Raw genomic sequence first — 21,843 nt, 5'->3', positions numbered from 1 at the left:
AGAAGAAAAATTAAATTAAGATATGACTTTTGATATTGATATGATCAAAAAAGTGTACGAACGCTACCCGGAGAGAATTGCTGCGGCAAGACAAATCGTGGGAAAACCTCTTACACTTTCAGAAAAAATCCTTTACACCCATCTTTGGGAAGGTAATGCTACATCAGCACATGAGAGAGGAAACTCTTATGTAGATTTTGCACCGGACAGAGTGGCCATGCAGGATGCAACTGCGCAGATGGCGCTTTTACAGTTTATGCAGGCAGGGAAAGCTAAAGTAGCTGTTCCTTCAACGGCTCATGCCGATCACCTGATCCAGGCAAGAGTAGGTGCTGAATCAGATTTACAGGAAGGAATCAACAAAAACTCTGAAGTTTTCAACTTCCTGAGCTCTGTATGTGACAAATACGGAATTGGTTTCTGGAAGCCGGGAGCCGGTATTATTCACCAGGTTGTACTGGAGAACTACGCATTCCCCGGAGGAATGATGATTGGTACAGATTCTCACACCGTAAATGCAGGAGGTTTAGGAATGGTGGCTATCGGTGTTGGAGGTGCTGATGCAGTAGACGTAATGGCCGGAATGGCGTGGGAGCTTAAAATGCCAAAACTTATCGGGGTAAAATTAACCGGTAAAATGAGCGGATGGACTTCTGCAAAAGACGTTATCCTGAAAGTAGCAGGAATTCTTACCGTAAAAGGTGGAACAGGATGCATCGTGGAATATTTCGGAGAAGGGGCACAATCTCTTTCAGCAACTGGTAAAGGAACGATCTGTAACATGGGTGCTGAAGTAGGAGCAACAACCTCTACTTTTGGATACGATGATTCTATGAGAAGATATCTTGCGGCAACAGGAAGACAGGATGTGGTAGATGCAGCTGATAAAATAGCAGAACACTTAACCGGTGATGCTGAAGTATACGCCAACCCTGAGCAGTATTTTGATCAGGTAATCGAAATTAACCTTTCTGAGCTTACTCCACACTTAAACGGACCTTTCACTCCGGATTTGGCGACTCCTGTAGCGGAATTCAGAGCTAAAGCTGAAGCTAACGGATGGCCGATAGAAGTGGAATGGGCTCTTATTGGCTCTTGTACCAACTCTTCTTATGAAGATCTTTCGAGAGCAGCTTCCATTGTGGAAGATGCTGTAGCAAAAGGAGTTAAGCCTAAAGCGATCCTGGGGATTAATCCTGGTTCTGAGCAGGTAAAATTCACAGCAGAAAGAGACGGTTTCCTGAATTCTTTCAGAAAATTTGAAAACGCAAGAATTTTCACCAATGCCTGTGGACCTTGTATTGGGCAATGGGACAGAGAAGGAGCTGATAAAGGAGAGAAAAATTCTATTATTCACTCGTTCAACAGAAACTTTGCCAAAAGAGCTGACGGTAACCCGAACACGCATGCATTCGTAGCGTCTCCGGAAATGGTAGCTGCAGTAGCAATTTCAGGAAGATTAGATTTCAATCCAATTACAGATACTTTAACTACCGAAAACGGTGAACAGGTAAAACTTGATGAGCCTAAGGGTTCTGAATTACCATCCAGAGGATTTGCTGTTGATGATAACGGATACCAGGCTCCATCTGAAGACGGATCTTCAGTTGTTGTGAAGGTAAGCCCTACTTCGGACAGACTTCAGTTACTGGAAGAATTCCCGGCTTGGGACGGTAAAAACATTGAAGCCGCCAGAGTTTTGATCAAAGCTTTCGGAAAATGTACTACTGACCATATTTCTATGGCTGGACCATGGTTGAAATACAGAGGCCACCTCGACAATATTTCAAACAACATGCTGATTGGAGCTGTAAATGCCTATAACATGGAAACCAACCGTGTTAAAAATGAATTAACGGGTGAATATGGTGAAGTTCCGGCTGTACAAAGAGCTTATAAAGCTGCAGGAATTCCTACCATCGTTGTTGGTGACCAGAACTACGGTGAAGGTTCTTCAAGAGAGCATGCAGCAATGGAGCCTAGACATCTTGGGGTAAAAGCTGTATTGGTAAAATCATTTGCGAGAATCCATGAAACAAACCTTAAAAAGCAAGGGATGCTTGGAATCACTTTCGCTAATGAAGCTGATTATGACAAAATTCAGGAAGACGATGTGGTTAATTTCTTAGATCTTGATCAATTCACTCCAGGAAAGCAGTTGACTTTAGAATTCATTCATACGGACGGAACTAAAGATATCATCATGGCTAACCATACGTACAACGATCAGCAGATCGACTGGTTTAAGGCAGGTTCTGCTCTTAACCTGATTAAGAAACAGGAAAATTAATTGTTAGATTTAATTAATCATAGAAAAGCGGCTTCCTCGGAAGCCGCTTTTATTTTCGTGTATTCAAAAGATTTATTCTGTAGTTTTCTCCGATTGGAATTTCATGCAATGGCAGTATTACCTTTTTAGGACCAATGCTTTTAATTTTGTCCACATTAATAATAAAAGATTTATGAATCCTGATAAACTTTTCAGAAAGCTGGTTTTCCATTGATTTCAGAGTATCCAGTACGATATACTCTTCATCCGCAGTGCGAATATTCACATAATCTTTAATGCTTTCAATATAGTGGATATCATTGAAATTAATGCGGTGTTGCTGCCCTGATGATTTTACAAAAAAATGAGATTCCATCTCTCCGTGAAAAGAAAAGCGTTCCTGGGCCTTCAACGCACATTTATAAAATCTTTCAAAGGAAACAGGCTTTAAAAGATAATCTATGATATTGTGTTCGTACCCTTCTAAAGCATACTCGGAATAGGCTGTCGTCAGAATATATTTCTTCTTTTCTCCAACAATCTTCATAAAGTTGATTCCTGTGAGTTCAGGCATCTGAATGTCCAGAAAGATCAGATCTGCATCATGGGTCTGTATATATTCCAGGGCTAAAATGGGATTTTCAGTAGAAAAAACAAGTTCAAAGAAAGGTATTTTTTCAACATACTTTTCCAAAAGAGAGACAGCCAGCGGTTCGTCATCTACAATAATACATTTAATTTTTTTCATGCCGTAAATCAATTTTTAAATCTACAACAAATTCTGTTTCTGAATCATTGATGATGAGTTGATGCTTATGAGGATATAAAATCTCTAATCTTTTTTTCACATTCTGAATGCCAATTCCTGAACCGGAGTCTGCCATTTTTTGTTTTTTAAAGTTTAAAAGATAAAAATGTAATACCTGTTCATTATCAGAAACCTTTATTTCAAAACCTTTCCCTCGAAAATCGCCATGTTTAAAAGCATTCTCAACAAATGGGACCAACAACATTGGTGAAATATTAAGCTCCGGATGAGTAATCTCTTTTGTCATAACCAATAATTCAGGTTCCTTGATTCTAAGCTTCTCCAAAGCAATTAAACTATCAATATATCCCATCTCTTTATCCAAAGAGATCACATCTTTTTCCAAATCTTTTGTACTATACCTCAACAATCGGCTTAATTCTTCAATGGCAGGCAACGCTTTTTCAGAATTTTGATAGACCAATGAATAGATATTATTCAAAGAATTAAAAATAAAATGTGGATTGATCTGCGTTTTCAGCGCCTGAAGTTCCGCCTGCTTCTTCTCAATCATTAATTGTTTCTTGTCATTTTCAGCTACCCCATATTTTTCTAATATCCATAAGATTCCCCCAATAAACACTGTTAGAGAGGCATTATATATATTATCTGCTAAATAAAATAAAAGTTCCGCATCCTTATTATAATTCCGGAACCCGAGAGTAAGTGGAAGAATAATTTCCTCGATCCCATAACGTACAAATCCAAAACATAAAATAGCCAGCAGAAAAACAAAAACTGCAGAATAAAGCTTCTCCAGCTTAAATACTTTGGGAATGATGATAAGGTATAAAATATAAAATGTTAAAATCTCTGTAATAAAATAAGTAATACTCAGGACATTCCACTCAAAGCCCCTACGCTCTGGGAAAAAAAAATTCGGCATAATGACATTGCCTACAAAGTTGAAAGCCCAGTAGATGACCTGAAGCCAGATAATTTGTTGCTTTTTCATTTTCAAATATAATTCTCTACTGGATACTATAAGGTACTTTCTCGACAAAACACCAAAAATTCCCGATGAAACCGGTTTGGTCCGTTAAAATGAAGCATTCATCTAGTCTCTATTTCCAGAGGATCTTCTATCCTATAATTTTGCTCTATAACGTAACACAAAGTTATTAGCAATTATTATAAAATAAACATGAAAAGAATACCTATACTTATCTTCACCTTATCCTGTACATTATTATCTGCACAGTCCGTAAATGATACAGCAAAAGTAAAAACAATTGAAGCCGTATCATTGGAAGGCAATAAAAAAATTATAGAACGCAAGGTTGACCGTCTTGTTTATAATGTTCAAAATTCTATGGTTTCCCAGGGAAGCTCAGGAACAGAAATTTTAAGCAATACACCTATGTTAAAAGTAGAAGAAGATAAAGGTCTTCTGTCTATTGCAGGGAAAAGCGGGGTTTCTGTCATGGTGAATGACCGTATGCTAAATCTTTCCGGATCGGAGCTGATGAACTATCTGAAAAATTTACGTTCTGAAAATATTGCTAAAATTGAAGTGATCACAACACCTCCCGCCAAGTATGAAGCACAGGGTAACAGCGGAATCATTAATATTGTTTTAAAAAAGAATCAGAATACCGGATGGAGTGGTTATCTGAATAATTATTATAAACAGGCAACTTTTGCAGGCTTTGGCGGAACTGCAGGTCTGAATTATCAGAATGAAAAAGTAAAAGCTTCTTTAAAGTTCCGGGGATATGATGAAGAAAAACAATCCATCGAGAATTATACGGTTATCAGCAATCAATCCTCTGTAAGCAGAGACCAAAGACGTGATATGAATGATGGGTTAGGTATCAATCTAAGTCTTGACTATTCATTGAGCGACAAGTCTGTTATCGGACTGATCTATGATATGGCAAGAACTCATTCTAATATGGATATCCATTCTTTTCAAAATTACTTTACTGATGATATTTCTACACTAAAAACTGCCACAGAATCCAAACACCGTTCCACCTCGGATTCGCAAATGCTCAATCTCTATTTTGATCAGAAGTTTGGTGAACATAAATTAAGTCTGGGGGCTAATTATTATGGAAACTCGCCCGATACAAATGTCAATTTTATAACCACAGATCTTGCTGATCATTCTACTCAAATTGTAAGAAATCTTTCATCGGTAGATTACACAATTTATTCAGGGCAGGCAGATTTAACATTAAATTTAAAAGGCTTACAGTTAGAAACAGGTGTTAAATACAGTCAGTTTTCCAATAGATCGGATATTGGGTATTTTAATCTGGTTAACAGCGATTATATCATTGATCCGAAAAGGAGTAATCTTTTTGATTATGATGAAAAAAATTATGCCGTCTATATCAGTGCAAGTAAAGATTTCGGAGAGAAGTGGTCTGCAAAATTCGGTTTACGTTACGAGTATGCGCAGACAACGGGATTTTCTGCGACCACCCAATCTCAGTCTGAAAACAATTACGGAAAACTTTTTCCCACAGCTTATATTTCCTATAAAGCCAATAAAAATAACCAATTCAGCATGAATTATTCCCGAAGAATTAACCGTCCAAATTTCCGTGCTCTTGATCCTTTCAGATGGTATTCTAATCCACTTAGTTATTATGCCGGAAATCCGAGCCTTCAACCTTCATTTAATCATAATCTGGAATTTAATTATATTTTTAAAAATAAATTTTCTGCCAACCTTTATTATCAGAGAAGTACAGACAATTTTGACCAGATTACTTTCCTGGATGGAATTTACCTGAACAGCACCTACCAAAACTATTATGATCAGGATAATTATGGGCTTAATCTTACTTATACAGACACTTTTTTCAAGATCTGGGAAAGCAATATTTCGACCTCCTTCAGCTATAGCGAAACTCAAATTACCAACTTTAATGCAAGTCCCAAAAATGGGCAGTCAATTTATTATTCTGCTAACAATACTTTTAGATTAAATAAAACAAAAACCCTCTACTTTTTCCTGAATTACTGGCAATCCCTTCCTTCAAAAAGTGGTAATTCAACATCAAAAAGCAGTGCCGGATTAAATGCAGGAATCAAAGTCAGCCTTATGGAGAAAGCATTGCAGATGAATCTTTCTGTGAATGACATTTTCAGGCAGGGCGGCTACAGAGGAAGTGTTTATTTTACAAACAATACACAATCTTTTGATAATTACTGGGATGCAAGAAAGCTAACCGTAAGCATTACTTATAATTTTGGGAACCAAAAGGTCAAATCTAACAGCAGAACGGTCAATTTTAAAGAAAAAGAAAGAGCAGAATAATAAATTCTGCCCTCATTTAACAAAAAACAGAGATTCCTTCTCTGTTTTTTGCTTTGCTTTTTATGTATTTTAAAATTCAAATTCTACTCTGGCAAACAGGAAACGGCCTCCTATACCATACTGAGAAACCTGCCTGGAATACACAAACTGATTATCCGCTGTCAAAGAGCTGATATTCGGACTTTTCGACGGAAGAATATTGAAGATATTATTACTCCCTATCGTTGCAGAAATATTGTTATTGAAGTCATAGCCTACGGAAAGATCGGTCACAAAACGTTCATTCAGAACAAAGTGTTCTCTGCTTTCAGTAACTCCGTCAAAGTTGGCATCCAGCACATCAGCATCTGTCACTTTTCCAAAATAGGAATTTCTGAGGGAAACCGTAAGTGCTGAAAGTTTCAGGGTATTGGCAAGTGTAGCTTTTATACGTGGAACAGCTTCTTCAAAATACACTCTGTTCGGCTCAGAGAAATAATTATTGATCTGACTTACCAGTTTAGGCGAAGCATGGATATCACCAACTCTTCTGGTCTGATTAAAATTAAGTCCCAGGTTATTTTCCAGAGATATCCCTTCCGAAATTCTTGTATTCTGAGAAACTGTAATATCCAGTCCTTTTGTCTGGGAATCTACCGCATTAGCAAAGAAATTCGCAGCACTGGCTCTTGCAAGATCGAACGCTCCCTGTAGCACGGCTTGGTCTGAACCCGGCGCAAAACTTCCTTCCGGACGGTAGAATAAATCGGTAAGCACTACTCTATCTTTAATTTTTATAAGATAGGCGTCTGCCGTAAATACCAGACTTAAAGCCGGAATCTTCCATGTAATTCCTGTACTGTACGACTGTGACGTCTCCTGTTTCAGTTTGGGAATTCCCAAAGCCTGAGCTGCTTCGGAATTATTTCTAAAAGTCCCTACCTGGGTAGTTTCTCCTTTCTGGATCAATGTAGAGGTTGAACTGTAATAGATCTGTGCCAGAGATGGTGCTCTAAAACCTGTAGAAACTGCACCTCTCCAGTTAAAGTTTTTAGCCAGCCTTACATTCGTTGCCAGCTTATAATTAAAGGTAGAACCAAAGTCAGAATAATTTTCAAATCGCACAGCTCCTTCTACCAGCCACCAATCCGTAGGTTCAATTTCCACATCAGCATAAGCGGCAACACTGTTTCGGCTTCCGGAAACGGCGTTATCCGGGCTGAATCCGGGGAAAACCTGTGATCCGGCTGGTCTTACAGCTCCAAAAAAGTCAGTTACTTTTTCACTGTCAGGGGTAGCAGCAGTCACTACACGTCCAAAAATATCATAAGAAACATAGGAGTTTTCATTACCCGCATTTACTTTATAGTTTTCATAACGGTATTCCCCTCCAAAAGCCACATTCAGGCCATGAAGTACATCATATTTTTTTGAGAAATCAAGATTCAGCGTATTTTGTAAGAATTCTGAGCCTCCTGCTTCAAAGGTTCTTGGAGAATTTTCTCCTAAAGAAGCATTAAACGTGTTCACCACTCCAAAATTAAAAGCATTTTTACCAAAAGTATTGCTCAGATCCACATTCCAGCCATTCCATTTTCCTTTGATTCCTCCAGCCAGGGAATAATCATTCACATTGGCTTCAATTTGCGGCAAGTATCCATTCGGGGTAACGGCATTGATGTTTCTTTCTGTGTTCGGAAGACGGTAAAATCCACCTGCATTTCCCAAACGGTAGCTGTATCCTCCAAAGGAATACACTTTCCAGTCTTCATTAACCGGAATTTCAGAGTTGAAAAAAAGCTGTGCAGACTGCAGCTTGGACTGTCCTGCCCTAAGGCTGAAATCTTTTCTTTCCAATCCTCTGTAGCTAAGCTCCTGATTTGTAAAGTCTTTTCCTAGTAAACCCTGCAATGCTGCAATGCTGTTAGCTCCTGATATCTGGTTTTTAAAATCCTGCGAAAAATAATCAACCTGTGATGCATATTGCTTGACTGTATTGATGATCTGCTGAGTGTTGGAAGTATTGGTAATGTTTTTATATAATCCATCGATATTCACTCCGTTCTGCAATGCTCTGTAATTAATGGCATTATAAGCATTAAAGATGGGTCCCTGACGTTCTCCAGCTCTTGAATATGGATCACGGTATTGTACGGATCCAGTTACATTAATGAATCCCTTTTCACCTATTCTCGCTCCATAGTTGAGGTCTGCAGATATGGTCTGCCCATCTATTCCTCCGGAAAAATTATTGGCAACTGGTGAAGCATATCCTCCCAGAAAAACCTGTCCCGATAATCCTAGCCGTCTTTTAAGTCCTAAATTCACAACTCCGGCAATGGCATCAGAACCGTATTGGGCAGAAGCACCATCTCTCAGTACTTCTATTTTATCCAAGGCAAATGCAGGAATCGCATTAAGATCCGTTCCCACCGAGCCTCTTCCCGGTGTCAATGTAACATTAATCAACGAAGACTGGTATCTTCTTTTTCCATTAAGCAATACCAGCACCTGATCCGGGCCAAGTCCTCTTAGCAAAGCGGGATCCACGAAATCAGTTCCGTCGTTCACCGTATGTGAAGTAGAAGAGAAAGAGGGCACCACGTAATTAAGGGCCTGACTTATATTATTAACAGGACTTTGTCTTAAGATCTTTGAGATATTGATGATATCTACCGGAACCGGAGTTTCTGTAAGAGATCTTCCGGCTCCTCTCGATCCCAAGATCACTACATCATCGATCTTTTTGGATGATGCAGAATCCGACTGTCCAAAATAAAATGCTGAAATGAATGCTGCTGAAGCTATGATTGTTTTTTTGTTGAAAGTATGCATGTGTTTTTCTATTTTTTATTACTGATTGTTTGGTTGATTTCAGTCCATAGTTTTCCTGCAACCTTTATTTTAAGGTTACGGTCAAAAGCCTGAATGATTGAATTATTTTTTAAAGAAGTCTAGAAACAACAACACATGTGCATGTGAGTATGGCATGAAAGCAGGTCAGAATAACGAAGTGATACTTCATGATCTGAGAAACGAAAATTTAAATTGGTCTTGTGGTTTCCCTTGTCTTTAAACATTGATTTTATTTTTAAAACAAAAATGTCAAGATGGGAAGAAAATAGAGAATAAACATTTTTTCCGGGCATGCCGGCTTATCTATTTCAGCACCTTGCTTGTTTTTGCAGGTTGCTATCCCATCTATGAGATTCTTGATAATTACGTGGCAAAGATATAATTATTTCGGAAATAAAAAAATAAATGCTTAAAAATTTAACTTTTCGCAAATTTCATCGTAACAAATCGCCTTTTTTTACGTCTAACTGAACAGTAGTAAAAAAACATTATGAGAAAAACTATATTCACGCTGTCTTTGCTGGCGTCTTTTTTTGCTTATTCACAGGAAAAAAACAATAACATCCCAGACAAGGAGAAACAGATTGAAGGCGTAGTCATTACCAAAACTAAAAAAGCCGTTGAACAGAAAGCAGACCGTACCATTTTTGACTTTTCCGAACAGCCACAGCTTAATAACGGGAATGTTCTGGAAGGTATAAAGAAGCTTCCGGGACTGGTTTCCACAGATATTGCCGGAATGATGTATCAGGGAAAAATCCTGGATGTTTACCTGAACGGAAGACCTTTAAATATTACTTCAAACGAACTGAATTCTTTTCTTGAAGGGATGCCTGCCAACTCGGTAGAAAGAATAGAAGTGATCACCCAGCCGGGAGCAGAATATCCGGCTACCTCAGGAGGTGCCATCATGAATATCATTACAAATAAGAATGCCAATAAGTATTTAACAGCAACGTATTCTGGAAATTATTCGTTTACCAATTACGATAAATTCAGAAGCAGAACCACCAATTCTCTAAATCTGAATGCCAGAAATAAACTTTTCGGATGGCAGCTGAATGTTGGTCAAAACTATCGCGAAAGTATGCTGAATGGCGATCAGGATGTTCTTCTTCACAACAATACGGACAGAATTGGACGCGGATATTTTGCAAAATCAGGATTGACTTTTGATCTTGGACAGGACAGATTATTGCTGAACTACGATATTTATCACAACAATAATGACAATTATACAGCCAGTACAGGACTTGCCGACATCCCTGTCAGCCTTAATCCTGTCACGTACCGGGAAGCTGATTATGAAGCATCCGATGTTGCCCATACCAACAACCTGAGGCAGGAAGCTGTTGTAACGTATCAGAAGCGTTTCAGCGAAAAGTCTCAAAAGCTGGACTTCCAGTTTGGATATACTAAGGCTACATCTAAATTCTCCCAGGACAATTTCTTCCAGAGAGGCTTTTATACGGATATCTGGCAGCCTTTCCTGAATGTAGGCGGCGAAAATGTACTTGATAATAAATCGGATATGAGGGTTGCTAACTTCAAGGTAGATTATTCACAGCCGATCAAGCTTCTGGACGGTGGAAAAGTAAGTTTGGGAGGTTTATATGAGAGACAGGATTATGATACGGAAAGTAAAGACCTGACCAACCTGGAATACCAAAGACAGACGGCTTCTACCTACCTTGAATTTCAGGCAAAACTGAAAAAGTTTGACTTTACTTTAGGAGCAAGAGCGGAAAATTATGATATTTCCGGGATTACAAGAACCATAAAGGATAATGCTGTTCTGGAAAGAGATTTAACACCTTTCAATAAATTCAAGCTTTTTCCGAATGCAAGCGTACAGTATAGCCTGATGAACCAGGTGTATGTTGCAGCGAATTACAATAAAAAAATCACGCTGCCAAGCATTTCTGCCCTGAACCCGAATAACGTCATCTTTGCCAGCCCGAATACGGAAGTTACCGGTAACCCGGATCTTCAGCCTACGATTTTTGATAATTATGAATTGAAAGTTTCGGCGTTTGATTATGCCTTCATTGGGTACAGTGTAAGTTCTGCAAAAGATCAGGTAGCACAGATTATCATGAAAAACGGGAAGAACCTTTACAATAAGCAGGTGAATATTTCGAATATGAAAATTCATAACTTTAATGTAGGTCTTCCTGTACCGTTTATGATTTTCAGCAAGCCGATGAGCGAGATCATGAAGTTTAATTTTAACCCTGACAAAATTAACTTTATGTATCTGTATGCCGGTTACCAGAAACACGATATTGATAATTTAAATAATAAAGGCTTCTGGATCTTTAATATCATGACCCAGCTGCTTTTACCGAAAGACATAAAATTGACCGCTAATTATAGCTATCTTACTCCAAAAGCCGGATATTTCTACTTTACGGCTGATAAACCATTCAACAATAACCTGGATATCACGTTGACGAAGAAATTTATGAACAACCGTCTTACGGTTTCCGTTTTTGCGAATGATATTTTCAACGGGCAGGTGATGCAGGTATATTCCAATCCGCCTGAAGGCCAGCCTGTAATGATCAGAAGTAAGTATGACACGAGAAACTTTGGAATTTCTATCAATTATAAAATTCCTACCAAGAATAAACTGGCTAAGGAAGATCCAAATATTCTGAATCAGACTAAAAAAGAAGACACAGGCGTTATGCAGCAGGCACAGTAATTTTTTAGAATTAAAAATCATAAAATGAGGCAGTAAAGAAATTTTACTGCCTCATTTATTTAAAACAATATAATTTAAACTGAGTCCGGGTAGGATATTCCTTTTTTAAGAATGTCATGAAGTTTGAAGCCAGAAGAGGGAAGACATTGTCCCTAAAACAGAACTACAGTAAGCTTTATTAATCTTTATGCCTTCATCAAATTTTTAATAAGTGTCAACTATTAACTTCCAGCTTCCCTCTTCCAGCTTCCTGCCCCTTAACCCCGACCCAGGTTAATTTAAAAATCTATGGTCTGGAATCTCCAGTTCAGAGTATCAATAAGGGTAAGCTGATTTGCTTGCACAGGAAGTTCTGTGATGATCTTTAAAACCTGCATAGCCATCATACTCCCTACAATGCCTGGCAATGCTCCCAAAACTCCGAGACTGTCGCAGTCAGGCAAATTTTCGTCAAAAGGTGGTTCCGGAAAGAGGTCTCTAAGGTTTTTACTTCCTTTATAATTGAATACGGCGGTTTGTCCCGAAAATCCCAGGATACTTCCGTACACCAACGGTTTTCCAAGCTTAACGCAGGTATCATTGATCAGATATCTGGTGGTAAAATTATCGGATCCATCTATTATAATATCGTACTGTGAAAGGATTTCTTCTGCATTTAAGCTGTCGATTTTTATATCAATTCCAATAAACTTTACCTGATGATTAAGCTTATCGGCAAATGCTTCCGCACTTTTAACCTTTGAAATCCCAACTGTATTTTCATTGTGAATGACCTGGCGGTTCAGGTTGTGAAGTTCCACCTCATCAAAATCTGCCACACCTAAAGTTCCGACTCCTGCAGCGGCGAGGTACTGAATGACCGGACTTCCTAAACCTCCTGCCCCAATGACAAAGACTTTGGAAGCCATTATTCTTCGTTGCCCATCCAGACCAACTTCTTCGATAAATATCTGCCGGCTGTATCTTGTAAAAATATCTTCGCTTTTCATTCTAATTAAACACTTTGAACCATTATGTTTTTTTAAGAGTTTAAGAAGTATTAAGATAAGCTCTGCTTTAAGGTTTAAAAATCTATTGATTTTTCCTAATTAGACTTAATGACTTCAATGTTCTTAATGGTTTAATTTTTAAATTCCGCTATATGCAGGATCCCAATCTTTCATCACTGGATCGTAACCGGCTTTTCTGATGCTGGCTTTTACTTCTTCCATACTTCGTTCGTCGCTGGTTTCAAATTGTTCCAAAGATTCTACATCTACGGCATAACCTCCCGGGTTTGTTTTAGAAGCCGCGCTCATGGCTGTTGCCCCAAGTGAGATGATATTGTCCCTGAATTTTTCATTTTCTCTGGTAGATATGGAGATTTCCAGGTCTTCATTCCATATTCTGTAGGCACAGATCAGCTGTAGCAGGTCCTTATCTTCCATGATAAAATTGGGTTCAATGATTCCTTCTGCAGGCCTCAACCTTGGAAATGAAACTGAAAAACGGCTTTTCCAGTATTGCTTCTGGAGATAATCAATATGGAGGGCATTGAAAAAACTGTCTATACGCCAGTCTTCAAGCCCAAGCAGCACACCAAGTCCGATCTTATGAATTCCAGCTCTTCCAATCCTGTCCGGGGTGTCTAAGCGGAAATGGAAGTTTGATTTTTTCCCTTTAGGATGGTATTCTTTATAAACCTCCTGATGATACGTTTCCTGATACACCAACACCGAATAAACACCTTCCTGATGAAGCTGGAAATATTCCTGTTCTGATAAGGGCTGTACTTCAATCGAGATATTGGCAAAATGAGGTTTCAACAGGCGGACAGCGTTTAAAAAGTAAGAAATTCCTACTGTTTTACTGGCTTCTCCACTTACCAATAGAACGTGATTAACACCCATAGATTTCAGAACAGAAGCTTCTATCATCAACTCAGTATCAGAAAGGGTTTTCCTCCTTACATCATTATCCAGACTGAAACCACAATACGTACATATATTCTGACATTCGTTGCTGACATACATCGGTGCATAAAGCTGAATGGTTTTTCCAAAGCGTTTCTGGGTCAGCTGGCGGGTCATTTTTGCCATCAGTTCCAGTTCCTGTGCGGCGGCGGGAGAAAGCAGATTTAGAAAATCATCTAAGGTTCTGTTTTTCTTCCGAAGGCTGTTCAGAACATCTGAATGGGTTACTTTTCCGAGTCTGATTCTTACCTCATCCCAATGATAACGTTCAAAAACATCTTTAAAGCTGTTCATTGTTTTCTGCTATTTTATTCAAATAAAAAAGAGGTCAAAGGACTTGACGCTTCGGCGTGATCTGCTATTGCCCCTAATCCCGATTCAAAGGCTCTTCTTCCGGCAATAACCCCTTCTTTAAACGCCAAAGCCATATTGACAGGGTTTCTTGCCACAGCAATTGCGGTATTGACGAGAACCGCATCAGCTCCCATTTCCATTGCTTTTGCTGCATCAGAAGGTGCCCCGATTCCCGCATCTACCACAACGGGAACATTGCTCTGGCTGATGATGATCTCCAGGAAATCTAATGTTCTCAATCCTTTATTGGTACCAATTGGAGCTCCTAAAGGCATTACTACAGCAGTTCCTGCATCTTCAAGACGCTTGCAAAGTACAGGATCGGCATGGATGTATGGCATTACGATAAATCCCAATTTAGCCAGTTCTTCTGTTGCATACAGGGTTTCAATAGGATCAGGAAGAAGATATTTCGGGTCGGGATGGATTTCCAGTTTCACCCAGTTTGTTTCCAGGGCCTCTCTAGCAAGTTGCGCCGCCAGTACGGCTTCTTTTGCGGTTCTGGCCCCCGAGGTATTGGGAAGGAGGTGAACATGGGTTTCTTTTAATGAATCCAACAGTCCGTCTTCTGCTGCACCGGAATCTATTCTCTTCAGTGCCATGGTGACCATATCTGTTTCCGAAGCGATCACAGAAGTCGCCATTTCGTTTAGGTTTCCGAATTTTCCGGTTCCCAGGAACAGTCTTGAATCAAATATTCTCTCTGCTATTATTAATTTCTGATTATTCATATCATTGCTTTTTTAAATTCACTGATAACAGCCGGACGGTTGGTGATTTCTCCCGAGACTGCAGCACCATATATTCCGATCTGCTGAAGAGGTTCAATATCCTGAAGGACAACTCCTCCGATGGCATAAATTTTCGGAATGGCTATCGATTTGTCTTTTAAATTTTTAATAATATCCTGATAGCCTTCAAATCCGAGGATCGGGCTTAGCTTTTCTTTTGTAGCGGTAAATCTCAGAGGTCCTAAACCGATATAATCGCATGGTTCACTGATTCTCTGAAGGACATCTGAAAGGGTATTGGCTGTTCCTCCGATCATTTTATTTTTACCTAAAACGTGCCTCGCCATTTCAATGGACATATCTTTCAGTCCCAAATGGACACCGTCTGCATCAATTTCTTTAGCCATTTGAACATGGTCATTAATGATACAGACCGTCTGATATTCTGAACAAAGTTTTTTTGAAATTTCACAAAGCTGAAAAAATTCGTTTTCATGAGCATTTTTCCAGCGAACCTGCAGCCATTTTATACCATTATCTAAAGCTTTCCGGATATTAAACTCCTGTTCTTCTTTGGTCTGTCCCTGAGATATGTATTGTAATTTTTCCATGATTAAACTGAATGAAAACCCAATAAAGAGGGGTTACTTTTTAAAAATTTTTCGGTATATAACTTTCCTTTCCTGCAGGCATCTTCCAGACTTTCCCCTTTCGCCAGCCAACCTGCAATTGCTGAAGACAGCACGCATCCTGAACCGTGTTTCGGATAGTAGCCAGAAGACTCATCAAGATTCGGCTCCAATGAAACCTCTTCTCCATTCCGGATCAGGATATCTGTACCAATTTTATCTGTTCTGTGACCGCCTTTAACCAGTACAGCACAAAAATTTTCGCTTTGATCTAAGAGGCTACTTTCTTGCAAAACCCTGTATTCATTATAGTTGGGTGTAATAAGATCAATTTTTTTTAAAACATCTTTCAAAAGAGGTAAGGTTTCCAGATCAAAAAAAGAAAATTCTGAAGTACTTTTTAATACCGGATCCCAGATGATCTTTGTTCCGGCATTATAGAACCGTATTGTTTCTATGATCTTTTCCAGAAATATCGCATCTTTTATTACTCCGATTTTTATAGCTTCAACAGGGTATTCTTTCATCAAGACACTTATGGATGTTATGATCTCGTCTAAAGGCCGCCACTCTATGCTTAAACACCGGGATTCCGTCTGAACGGTCATTGCTGTGCAAACACCCAGTCCCATTACACCAAGCTGCTCAAATGTTTTTATATCAGCCAAAACACCTGCGCCACCTGAGGGATCAAATCCCGCAATGGTCATCACGAAAGGACGTTCTGTCTGCATTTTTTAAATATATTTAATGGCTGGTCGCTGTTCCATACCGCACCTAATAGTGCTGCTCCATCTGCTCCGTTTTCAAATACTGTACAGATGTTGTTTTCGTTGATTCCTCCCAATGCAATTAATTTTACTTCCTGGTTAGTTCTATATCTCAATTCTTCTATTAAAGATGAATCTTCCCCATACCCCTTTTTAGAGATGCTTGGGAAAACAGGACTGAAAAATGAATATTCCCATTCTTTTCCTAGTGCATTATACGTTTCCATATCATGAACCGAAGTGGAAAGAATGTTTTTTCCGATATGGGATTTATAAATCCCTGCATTCCGGTCCGCTTCTCTGAAATGAAACCGGGAAATATGATGATCCTTCCCCAAATCATAATATCCGTGTAATACCAACTGGGAATAAAATTCCTCATCAATACCATACAGGAAATTTTTCATTTCTTCCCGGCTTATCATTGGTTTTCTTATATGAAGCAGGTCCAATCCTTCCTGAAACAACTGATTGATGATCTCTGTTTCGTTTTGAACTATTGTTTCGGGAGTGATAACCAGGATCATATATAAATTTCTTTTCCTTTTTCAATAAATTCCTGGGATTTATCCAGCATGCCTTTTTCTGCAGAATCGCGGATTTCCTGGGTAATTTTCATAGAACAGAATTTTGGACCGCACATGGAACAGAAATGGGCAATTTTAGCACCTTCCGCCGGCAGCGTTTCATCGTGATAAGCTCTTGCCGTATCGGGATCCAATGAAAGATTGAACTGGTCTTCCCATCTGAATTCAAATCTGGCTTTGCTCAAAGCATTATCTCTGTATTGCGCTCCGGGATGACCTTTCGCCAGATCTGCAGCATGTGCAGCTAATTTGTAAGTAATAACTCCAACTTTTACATCTTCTTTGTTGGGAAGACCCAAATGTTCTTTCGGAGTTACATAGCAAAGCATTGCGCATCCGAACCAGCCGATCATTGCCGCTCCTATTCCGGAAGTAATATGATCATAACCTGGGGCAATATCTGTCGTCAAAGGACCTAAAGTATAAAATGGTGCCTCCTGGCATACTTCCAGCTGCTTATCCATATTTTCTTTGATCATATGCATTGGTACATGGCCCGGCCCTTCTATCATCACCTGCACGTTGTGCTTCCATGCGATCTTGGTCAGTTCCCCTAAAGTTTCAAGTTCAGCAAACTGAGCGGCATCATTGGCATCCGCAATAGATCCAGGACGAAGACCATCTCCCAAGGAAAAAGCTACGTCGTACTTCTTCATGATCTCACAGATTTCTTCGAAATGGGTGTACAGAAAGTTTTCTTTATGATGGTAAAGACACCATTTTGCCATAATAGATCCCCCTCGTGAAACAATTCCTGTTACTCTTTTTGCTGTAAGATGGATATATCTTAATAAAACTCCGGCATGAATAGTAAAGTATGAAACGCCTTGTTCTGCCTGTTCAATTAAGGTATCTTTAAAAATTTCCCATGTTAGATCTTCCGGAACACCTTTTACCTTTTCAAGAGCCTGGTAAATGGGAACAGTACCAATAGGAACCGGGCTGTTTCTGATGATCCATTCCCTTGTTTCGTGAATGTTTTTTCCCGTAGAAAGATCCATAATGGTATCAGCTCCCCAGCGGCAGGCCCAAACCGCTTTCTCTACTTCTTCTTCAATACTGGATGAAACAGCACTGTTTCCGATGTTAGCATTAATTTTAACCAAAAAATTACGTCCAATAATCATTGGCTCACTCTCCGGGTGGTTAATGTTGTTTGGAATGATTGCTCTTCCTGCCGCAATTTCATCTCTTACAAACTCCGGGGTGATCTTACCTTTCGGAGTATTGGCACCGAAACTGTTCCCGGGATGTTGAAATGCCATATCCTGGGAAACCGTATCCAGCTGCTCGATCCTCTGATTTTCCCTGATGGCTACATATTCCATTTCAGCGGTAACGATTCCTTGTTTTGCATAATAGAGCTGCGTAAGTTCGAAGCCTTCTTTTGCCACTTTCGGTTTGTGATCGTAGGCAAAACGCAGGTCATCAAGACGTGAATCTGCAAGGCGGGCTTTTCCGTATTCTGAGGTGATTCCGTTCAGGATATCCACATCTTTTCTGTCCAGTATCCATTGTTCCCTGATTCTTGGAAGTCCTTTCATGATATCGATTAATGCATTTTCGTCCGTATAAGGACCTGAGGTATCATAAATGGTTACAGGTGCATTATCTTCCAACGTCCCATTGCTAAGCTTTGTGGGACTGAGGTGAATTTCACGCATTGCTACGCTGATAGGATGTATTTTTCCTTCAACATAAATTTTCTTGGCGTTCGGAAATGGCGAACAAGTGATTGAATGAGCCATAAGTTTTTGTATTATTAAATGAAAATTATCCGCCCTGAGTGGCAGTAATGATTAAAACTGAATCTTTATCTTTAAGGGTTGTTTCTGCCCAGTCGGACAATGGAATAATACGGTTGTTGAGAGCCACGGCTATCCCTTTTTTCTTTCCGGGTATTTCCATAGCCATGAGTGCTTCCAGATTATCGGGAAGTACTTCAAATGTTTTCGTTGTGTGGTTGATTGTAAGTTCCATTCCTAATTATTTTAAAATATACTTTAGGAATGGCCATTATTGCACAATAGAATGTACAGCAAAAGTCATTTACTTTTCCCTACGCTGGTATAATCCAGATCAGGTTCAAAGGGTAAAGTCTCAGTCTGTATATCTACAGACACCCCTAAAGTTGTGACGAAGGTAGTTATTTTTTCAGAATAGGCAAAATTGAATTTGTTTTAAAAATAAAATGGCCATCTCAATATTGAAATGACCTTATTTTATTTTTAAAAGATTCTATACTCAAAATTTTACCTAAAAAGATTGAATGAAGTAATTTTTACTCTTCACAAGCTCTCCAGATAGCATCATTCTGCGGAACGGGAGCTGTAATTTCTATTTTTTCTTTAGTTACCGGATGAATAAATTCCAGTTTCCGTGCATGAAGATTAATCCCGCCATCCGGATTGGAGCGAGGCGCTCCGTATTTCAAGTCGCCTTTTATAGGAATTCCGGTTTTCGACAGCTGAGCACGGATCTGGTGATGCCTTCCGGTTTCCAGATCAATCTCAAGGAGCATATAATTATCTAAGGTTTTGATCACATGATAGGTCAAAATCGCTTCTTTTGCTCCTTCTGTTACCTTTGGAAAAACAATGGCCTTATTATTTTTTTCATTCTTCTTTAAGTAATGAACAAGTCTTTGGCTCTGAGGGATCATTTCTTTACCCACAACAGCCCAATATGTTTTTTTTACTTCCCTGTTTTTCACCATCTGGGTAAGGCGGGAAAGTGCTTTGGAAGTTTTAGCATAGATAACCAGACCCGAGGTTGGGCGGTCTATACGGTGAACCAAACCGAGAAAAACATTTCCCGGCTTAGCATCTCTTTTTTTGATAAAATTCTTAATGGACTCCAGCAAAGATTCATCGCCGGTTTTATCGCCCTGAACAAGCTGTCCTACTTTTTTGTTAACCACCAGAAGATGGTTATCTTCATATACAATCTGCTCTTCCATACATTACGAACGCCTCGGTCTGTTAGTCAAAGAAATAACAATTCCTCCAAGAAGACCGATTGTTTTAAGCATTGAAAGTTTAGAATCTGCCGGTAAAAATGCCCCGATGACACAAAGTGCTGCCGCTGCATACATACCATACATAAAGTTTTTATTAGGAAGCGTAGGTGCCTGAACGAAGAAACTTGCTCCTATCAATACATAAAAGACTTTTCTGGAGAGAAGCTCGTTAATTTCCGGAGAAAATAAATTGAACCAACCTACCGCCATACATATGATTGCTGCGATGGATAAGATTCCCTGAAGTGATTGTTGTTGATTCATCATCAATTAGTAGCTTTCATTTTCATTAGGGAACTCAACACTTTTCACATCTTTCACGTACTGGGCAACCGCACCTGTTATTTCTGTGTACAGATCAAGGTATCTTCTTAAGAACTTCGGACTGAAGCCTTTGTTCATCCCAACCATATCGTGGTATACAAGAACCTGTCCGTCACAATCAGCTCCTGCTCCAATTCCAATAGTCGGAATAGAAATACTTTCTGATACTTTTTTCGCTAAATCAGCAGGAATTTTTTCTAAAACAATTGAAAAACATCCTAATTCTTCCAAAAGCTGTGCGTCACTGATCAGTTTTTCTGCTTCTGCTTCTTCTTTAGCTCTTACTTTATAGGTTCCGAACTTATAGATAGACTGTGGTGTCAATCCCAAATGTCCCATAACAGGAATTCCTGCATTGATAATTTTTTTGATAGATTTTGAAATTTCTTTTCCTCCTTCAATTTTTACAGCATGAGCACCACCTTCTTTCATCATTCTAACTGCAGACTCCAGCGCTTTCTCAGGATTACTCTGGTAGGTTCCGAATGGAAGGTCCGCTACCACAAGAGCTCTGTCAACTCCACGAACAACACTTTGAGCATGATAAATCATCTGATCCAGCGTGATGGGTAAAGTCGTTTCAAAACCAGCCATCACATTAGCAGCAGAATCCCCTATCAAAATAGCATCTACCCCTCCGGCATCTACCATTTTTGCAGTAGTAAAGTCGTAGGCAGTAAGCATTGTTATTTTTTCCTTGTCGAATTTCATTTTCCGCAAGGTTTCAGTCGTAACTTTTTTAATTTCAGAGTGAACAGACATAATGTATCTATTTTTTAAAAGTTAAAAAGTCGGCTTTCGCCGACTTAAGTTTTTGTATGATTGTTATAAAACTACGTGACCTAGTTTCATCAGTTTGTCGTGGTTCAAAATTTTGATGTTTCTTCCGTCTACTTCTATGAGACTGTCCTGTTTGAATTCAGAGATCAAACGGATGGCACTTTCTGTAGCAGTACCGATGATGTTGGCAATTTCTTCTCTGGTGAGCGAAATTTTAATAAACCCTTCAGGATCTACGCCCAGTTTCTGTTCCAGAAGTATCAGGATTTCAGCCAGTCTTTCTCTTACCGTTTTCTGCGCAAGGAAGGTAATGGTATTAGATGATTCTCCCAGTTCGTAGGAGATTTTCTGAAGCATTGCAAAGGAAAGCTGCGGATCTACCTCTAAAAGATACATGAAAACATCTGCCGGAAGGAAAATGCATTCAATGTCTGTCATAGCCTCAGCCTTTGCCTGGAAGTTTTCCCCGCAAAGTAGTGAACGATAGCCGATAATATCCCCCTCTTTGATAAATCTTAAGATCTGGTCTTTTCCAAAAGCTCCGGACTTGGAAAGCTTGGCAGCACCTTTTTCTAAAACGTATACTCCTTTTGGCGTTTCTCCGTCCTCGAAAATGGTGTCGTGCTTCTGAAAACTTAATTTTTTCTTGCTGTTAATATATTTTTCAAAATCAGTGCTAGAAAGTCTTTCCTTAAATGATTTATCATTAAAAACTCTGGCGAACCTCTCTTCAATTGCAATCTGTTGTTCCTGCGACATTTTATATGACATTTATCACAAAAATAGAACTTTTTAACGCGATAAACA

Annotated in this window: 18 protein-coding genes and 2 riboswitches; of the genes, 3 read left to right on the top strand and 15 right to left on the bottom strand. The window is 39.2% G+C overall.

Features of this window, described 5'->3' with window-relative positions:
- Positions 1–22 precede the first annotated feature (22 nt).
- Positions 23–2,290, top strand: a complete 2,268-nt coding sequence (locus tag DRF61_RS15285; RefSeq protein WP_111958568.1) for an aconitate hydratase — start codon at positions 23–25, stop codon at positions 2,288–2,290.
- 49 nt (positions 2,291–2,339) lie between these two features.
- Here the strand turns inward: DRF61_RS15285 and DRF61_RS15280 are convergent, their stop codons facing one another.
- Both DRF61_RS15280 and DRF61_RS15275 read right to left on the bottom strand, forming a co-directional pair.
- On the bottom strand, positions 2,340–3,017 hold the full coding sequence (locus DRF61_RS15280; protein WP_111958566.1) for a LytR/AlgR family response regulator transcription factor: 678 nt from the start codon (positions 3,015–3,017) through the stop codon (positions 2,340–2,342).
- Positions 3,004–4,032 (bottom strand): sensor histidine kinase, encoded by a 1,029-nt coding sequence (locus tag DRF61_RS15275; RefSeq protein ID WP_111958564.1) that lies wholly within the window; start codon positions 4,030–4,032, stop codon positions 3,004–3,006. The genes DRF61_RS15280 and DRF61_RS15275 overlap by 14 nt, the downstream gene beginning before the upstream one ends.
- Positions 4,033–4,221: 189 nt before the next feature.
- Here DRF61_RS15275 and DRF61_RS15270 point away from each other — a divergent pair, with 189 nt between their 5' ends.
- Positions 4,222–6,348 carry an outer membrane beta-barrel family protein gene (locus DRF61_RS15270; RefSeq protein ID WP_111958562.1) on the top strand — a complete coding sequence of 709 codons (2,127 nt, stop codon included), beginning with the start codon at positions 4,222–4,224 and terminating at the stop codon, positions 6,346–6,348.
- A gap of 69 nt (positions 6,349–6,417) precedes the next feature.
- On the opposite strand, the gene DRF61_RS15265 is transcribed toward DRF61_RS15270, so the two are convergent.
- Positions 6,418–9,162, bottom strand: a complete 2,745-nt coding sequence (locus tag DRF61_RS15265; protein WP_174772324.1) for a TonB-dependent receptor plug domain-containing protein — start codon at positions 9,160–9,162, stop codon at positions 6,418–6,420.
- A 290-nt stretch (positions 9,163–9,452) separates the two neighbouring features.
- A riboswitch (SAM-I-IV-variant riboswitch) is annotated at positions 9,453–9,551 on the bottom strand.
- 122 nt (positions 9,552–9,673) lie between these two features.
- Between DRF61_RS15265 and DRF61_RS15260 the strand changes: the two genes are divergently transcribed.
- On the top strand, positions 9,674–11,890 hold the full coding sequence (locus tag DRF61_RS15260) for an outer membrane beta-barrel family protein (protein ID WP_111958558.1): 2,217 nt from the start codon (positions 9,674–9,676) through the stop codon (positions 11,888–11,890).
- 278 nt (positions 11,891–12,168) lie between these two features.
- On the opposite strand, the gene DRF61_RS15255 is transcribed toward DRF61_RS15260, so the two are convergent.
- The 12 genes from DRF61_RS15255 to DRF61_RS15200 form a co-directional block, all read right to left on the bottom strand.
- Positions 12,169–12,879, bottom strand: coding sequence for a HesA/MoeB/ThiF family protein (locus DRF61_RS15255; RefSeq protein ID WP_111958556.1), 711 nt, complete (start codon positions 12,877–12,879; stop codon positions 12,169–12,171).
- Between the two features lie 138 nt (positions 12,880–13,017).
- Positions 13,018–14,136, bottom strand: a complete 1,119-nt coding sequence (gene thiH / locus DRF61_RS15250; RefSeq protein ID WP_111958554.1) for a 2-iminoacetate synthase ThiH — start codon at positions 14,134–14,136, stop codon at positions 13,018–13,020.
- Between the two features lie 14 nt (positions 14,137–14,150).
- Entirely contained in the window at positions 14,151–14,927 is a 777-nt protein-coding gene (locus tag DRF61_RS15245; RefSeq protein ID WP_111958552.1) for a thiazole synthase, read from the bottom strand.
- Positions 14,924–15,538: a thiamine phosphate synthase gene (gene thiE / locus DRF61_RS15240; RefSeq protein WP_111958550.1), complete on the bottom strand. Its 615-nt coding sequence runs from the start codon at positions 15,536–15,538 to the stop codon at positions 14,924–14,926. The genes DRF61_RS15245 and thiE overlap by 4 nt, the downstream gene beginning before the upstream one ends.
- Positions 15,539–15,540: 2 nt before the next feature.
- Positions 15,541–16,290, bottom strand: a complete 750-nt coding sequence (locus tag DRF61_RS15235; protein WP_111958548.1) for a hydroxymethylpyrimidine/phosphomethylpyrimidine kinase — start codon at positions 16,288–16,290, stop codon at positions 15,541–15,543.
- Positions 16,266–16,853 carry a thiamine phosphate synthase gene (locus DRF61_RS15230; RefSeq protein ID WP_111958545.1) on the bottom strand — a complete coding sequence of 196 codons (588 nt, stop codon included), beginning with the start codon at positions 16,851–16,853 and terminating at the stop codon, positions 16,266–16,268. Before DRF61_RS15230 ends, DRF61_RS15235 begins: the two co-directional genes overlap by 25 nt.
- Positions 16,850–18,661 (bottom strand): phosphomethylpyrimidine synthase ThiC, encoded by a 1,812-nt coding sequence (gene thiC, locus DRF61_RS15225; protein WP_111958543.1) that lies wholly within the window; start codon positions 18,659–18,661, stop codon positions 16,850–16,852. Before thiC ends, DRF61_RS15230 begins: the two co-directional genes overlap by 4 nt.
- 25 nt (positions 18,662–18,686) lie before the next feature.
- Entirely contained in the window at positions 18,687–18,893 is a 207-nt protein-coding gene (gene thiS / locus DRF61_RS15220) for a sulfur carrier protein ThiS (RefSeq protein WP_111958541.1), read from the bottom strand.
- Positions 18,894–18,952: 59 nt separating this feature from the next.
- A riboswitch (TPP riboswitch) is annotated at positions 18,953–19,050 on the bottom strand.
- A 144-nt stretch (positions 19,051–19,194) separates the two neighbouring features.
- Positions 19,195–19,872, bottom strand: a complete 678-nt coding sequence (locus tag DRF61_RS15215; protein ID WP_111958539.1) for an RluA family pseudouridine synthase — start codon at positions 19,870–19,872, stop codon at positions 19,195–19,197.
- A 3-nt stretch (positions 19,873–19,875) separates the two neighbouring features.
- A complete protein-coding gene (locus DRF61_RS15210) occupies positions 19,876–20,199 on the bottom strand; it encodes a hypothetical protein (protein WP_111958537.1) in 324 nt (107 codons plus the stop codon).
- A 3-nt stretch (positions 20,200–20,202) separates the two neighbouring features.
- Positions 20,203–21,018, bottom strand: coding sequence for a 3-methyl-2-oxobutanoate hydroxymethyltransferase (panB, locus tag DRF61_RS15205; protein ID WP_111958535.1), 816 nt, complete (start codon positions 21,016–21,018; stop codon positions 20,203–20,205).
- A gap of 63 nt (positions 21,019–21,081) precedes the next feature.
- On the bottom strand, positions 21,082–21,795 hold the full coding sequence (locus DRF61_RS15200; protein ID WP_062652074.1) for a Crp/Fnr family transcriptional regulator: 714 nt from the start codon (positions 21,793–21,795) through the stop codon (positions 21,082–21,084).
- Positions 21,796–21,843: the final 48 nt, after the last annotated feature.

Source organism: Chryseobacterium lathyri, assembly GCF_003290185.1.
Taxonomy (GTDB): Bacteria; Bacteroidota; Bacteroidia; order Flavobacteriales; family Weeksellaceae; genus Chryseobacterium; species Chryseobacterium lathyri.
This window is presented reverse-complemented; position numbering and strand designations above follow the sequence as displayed.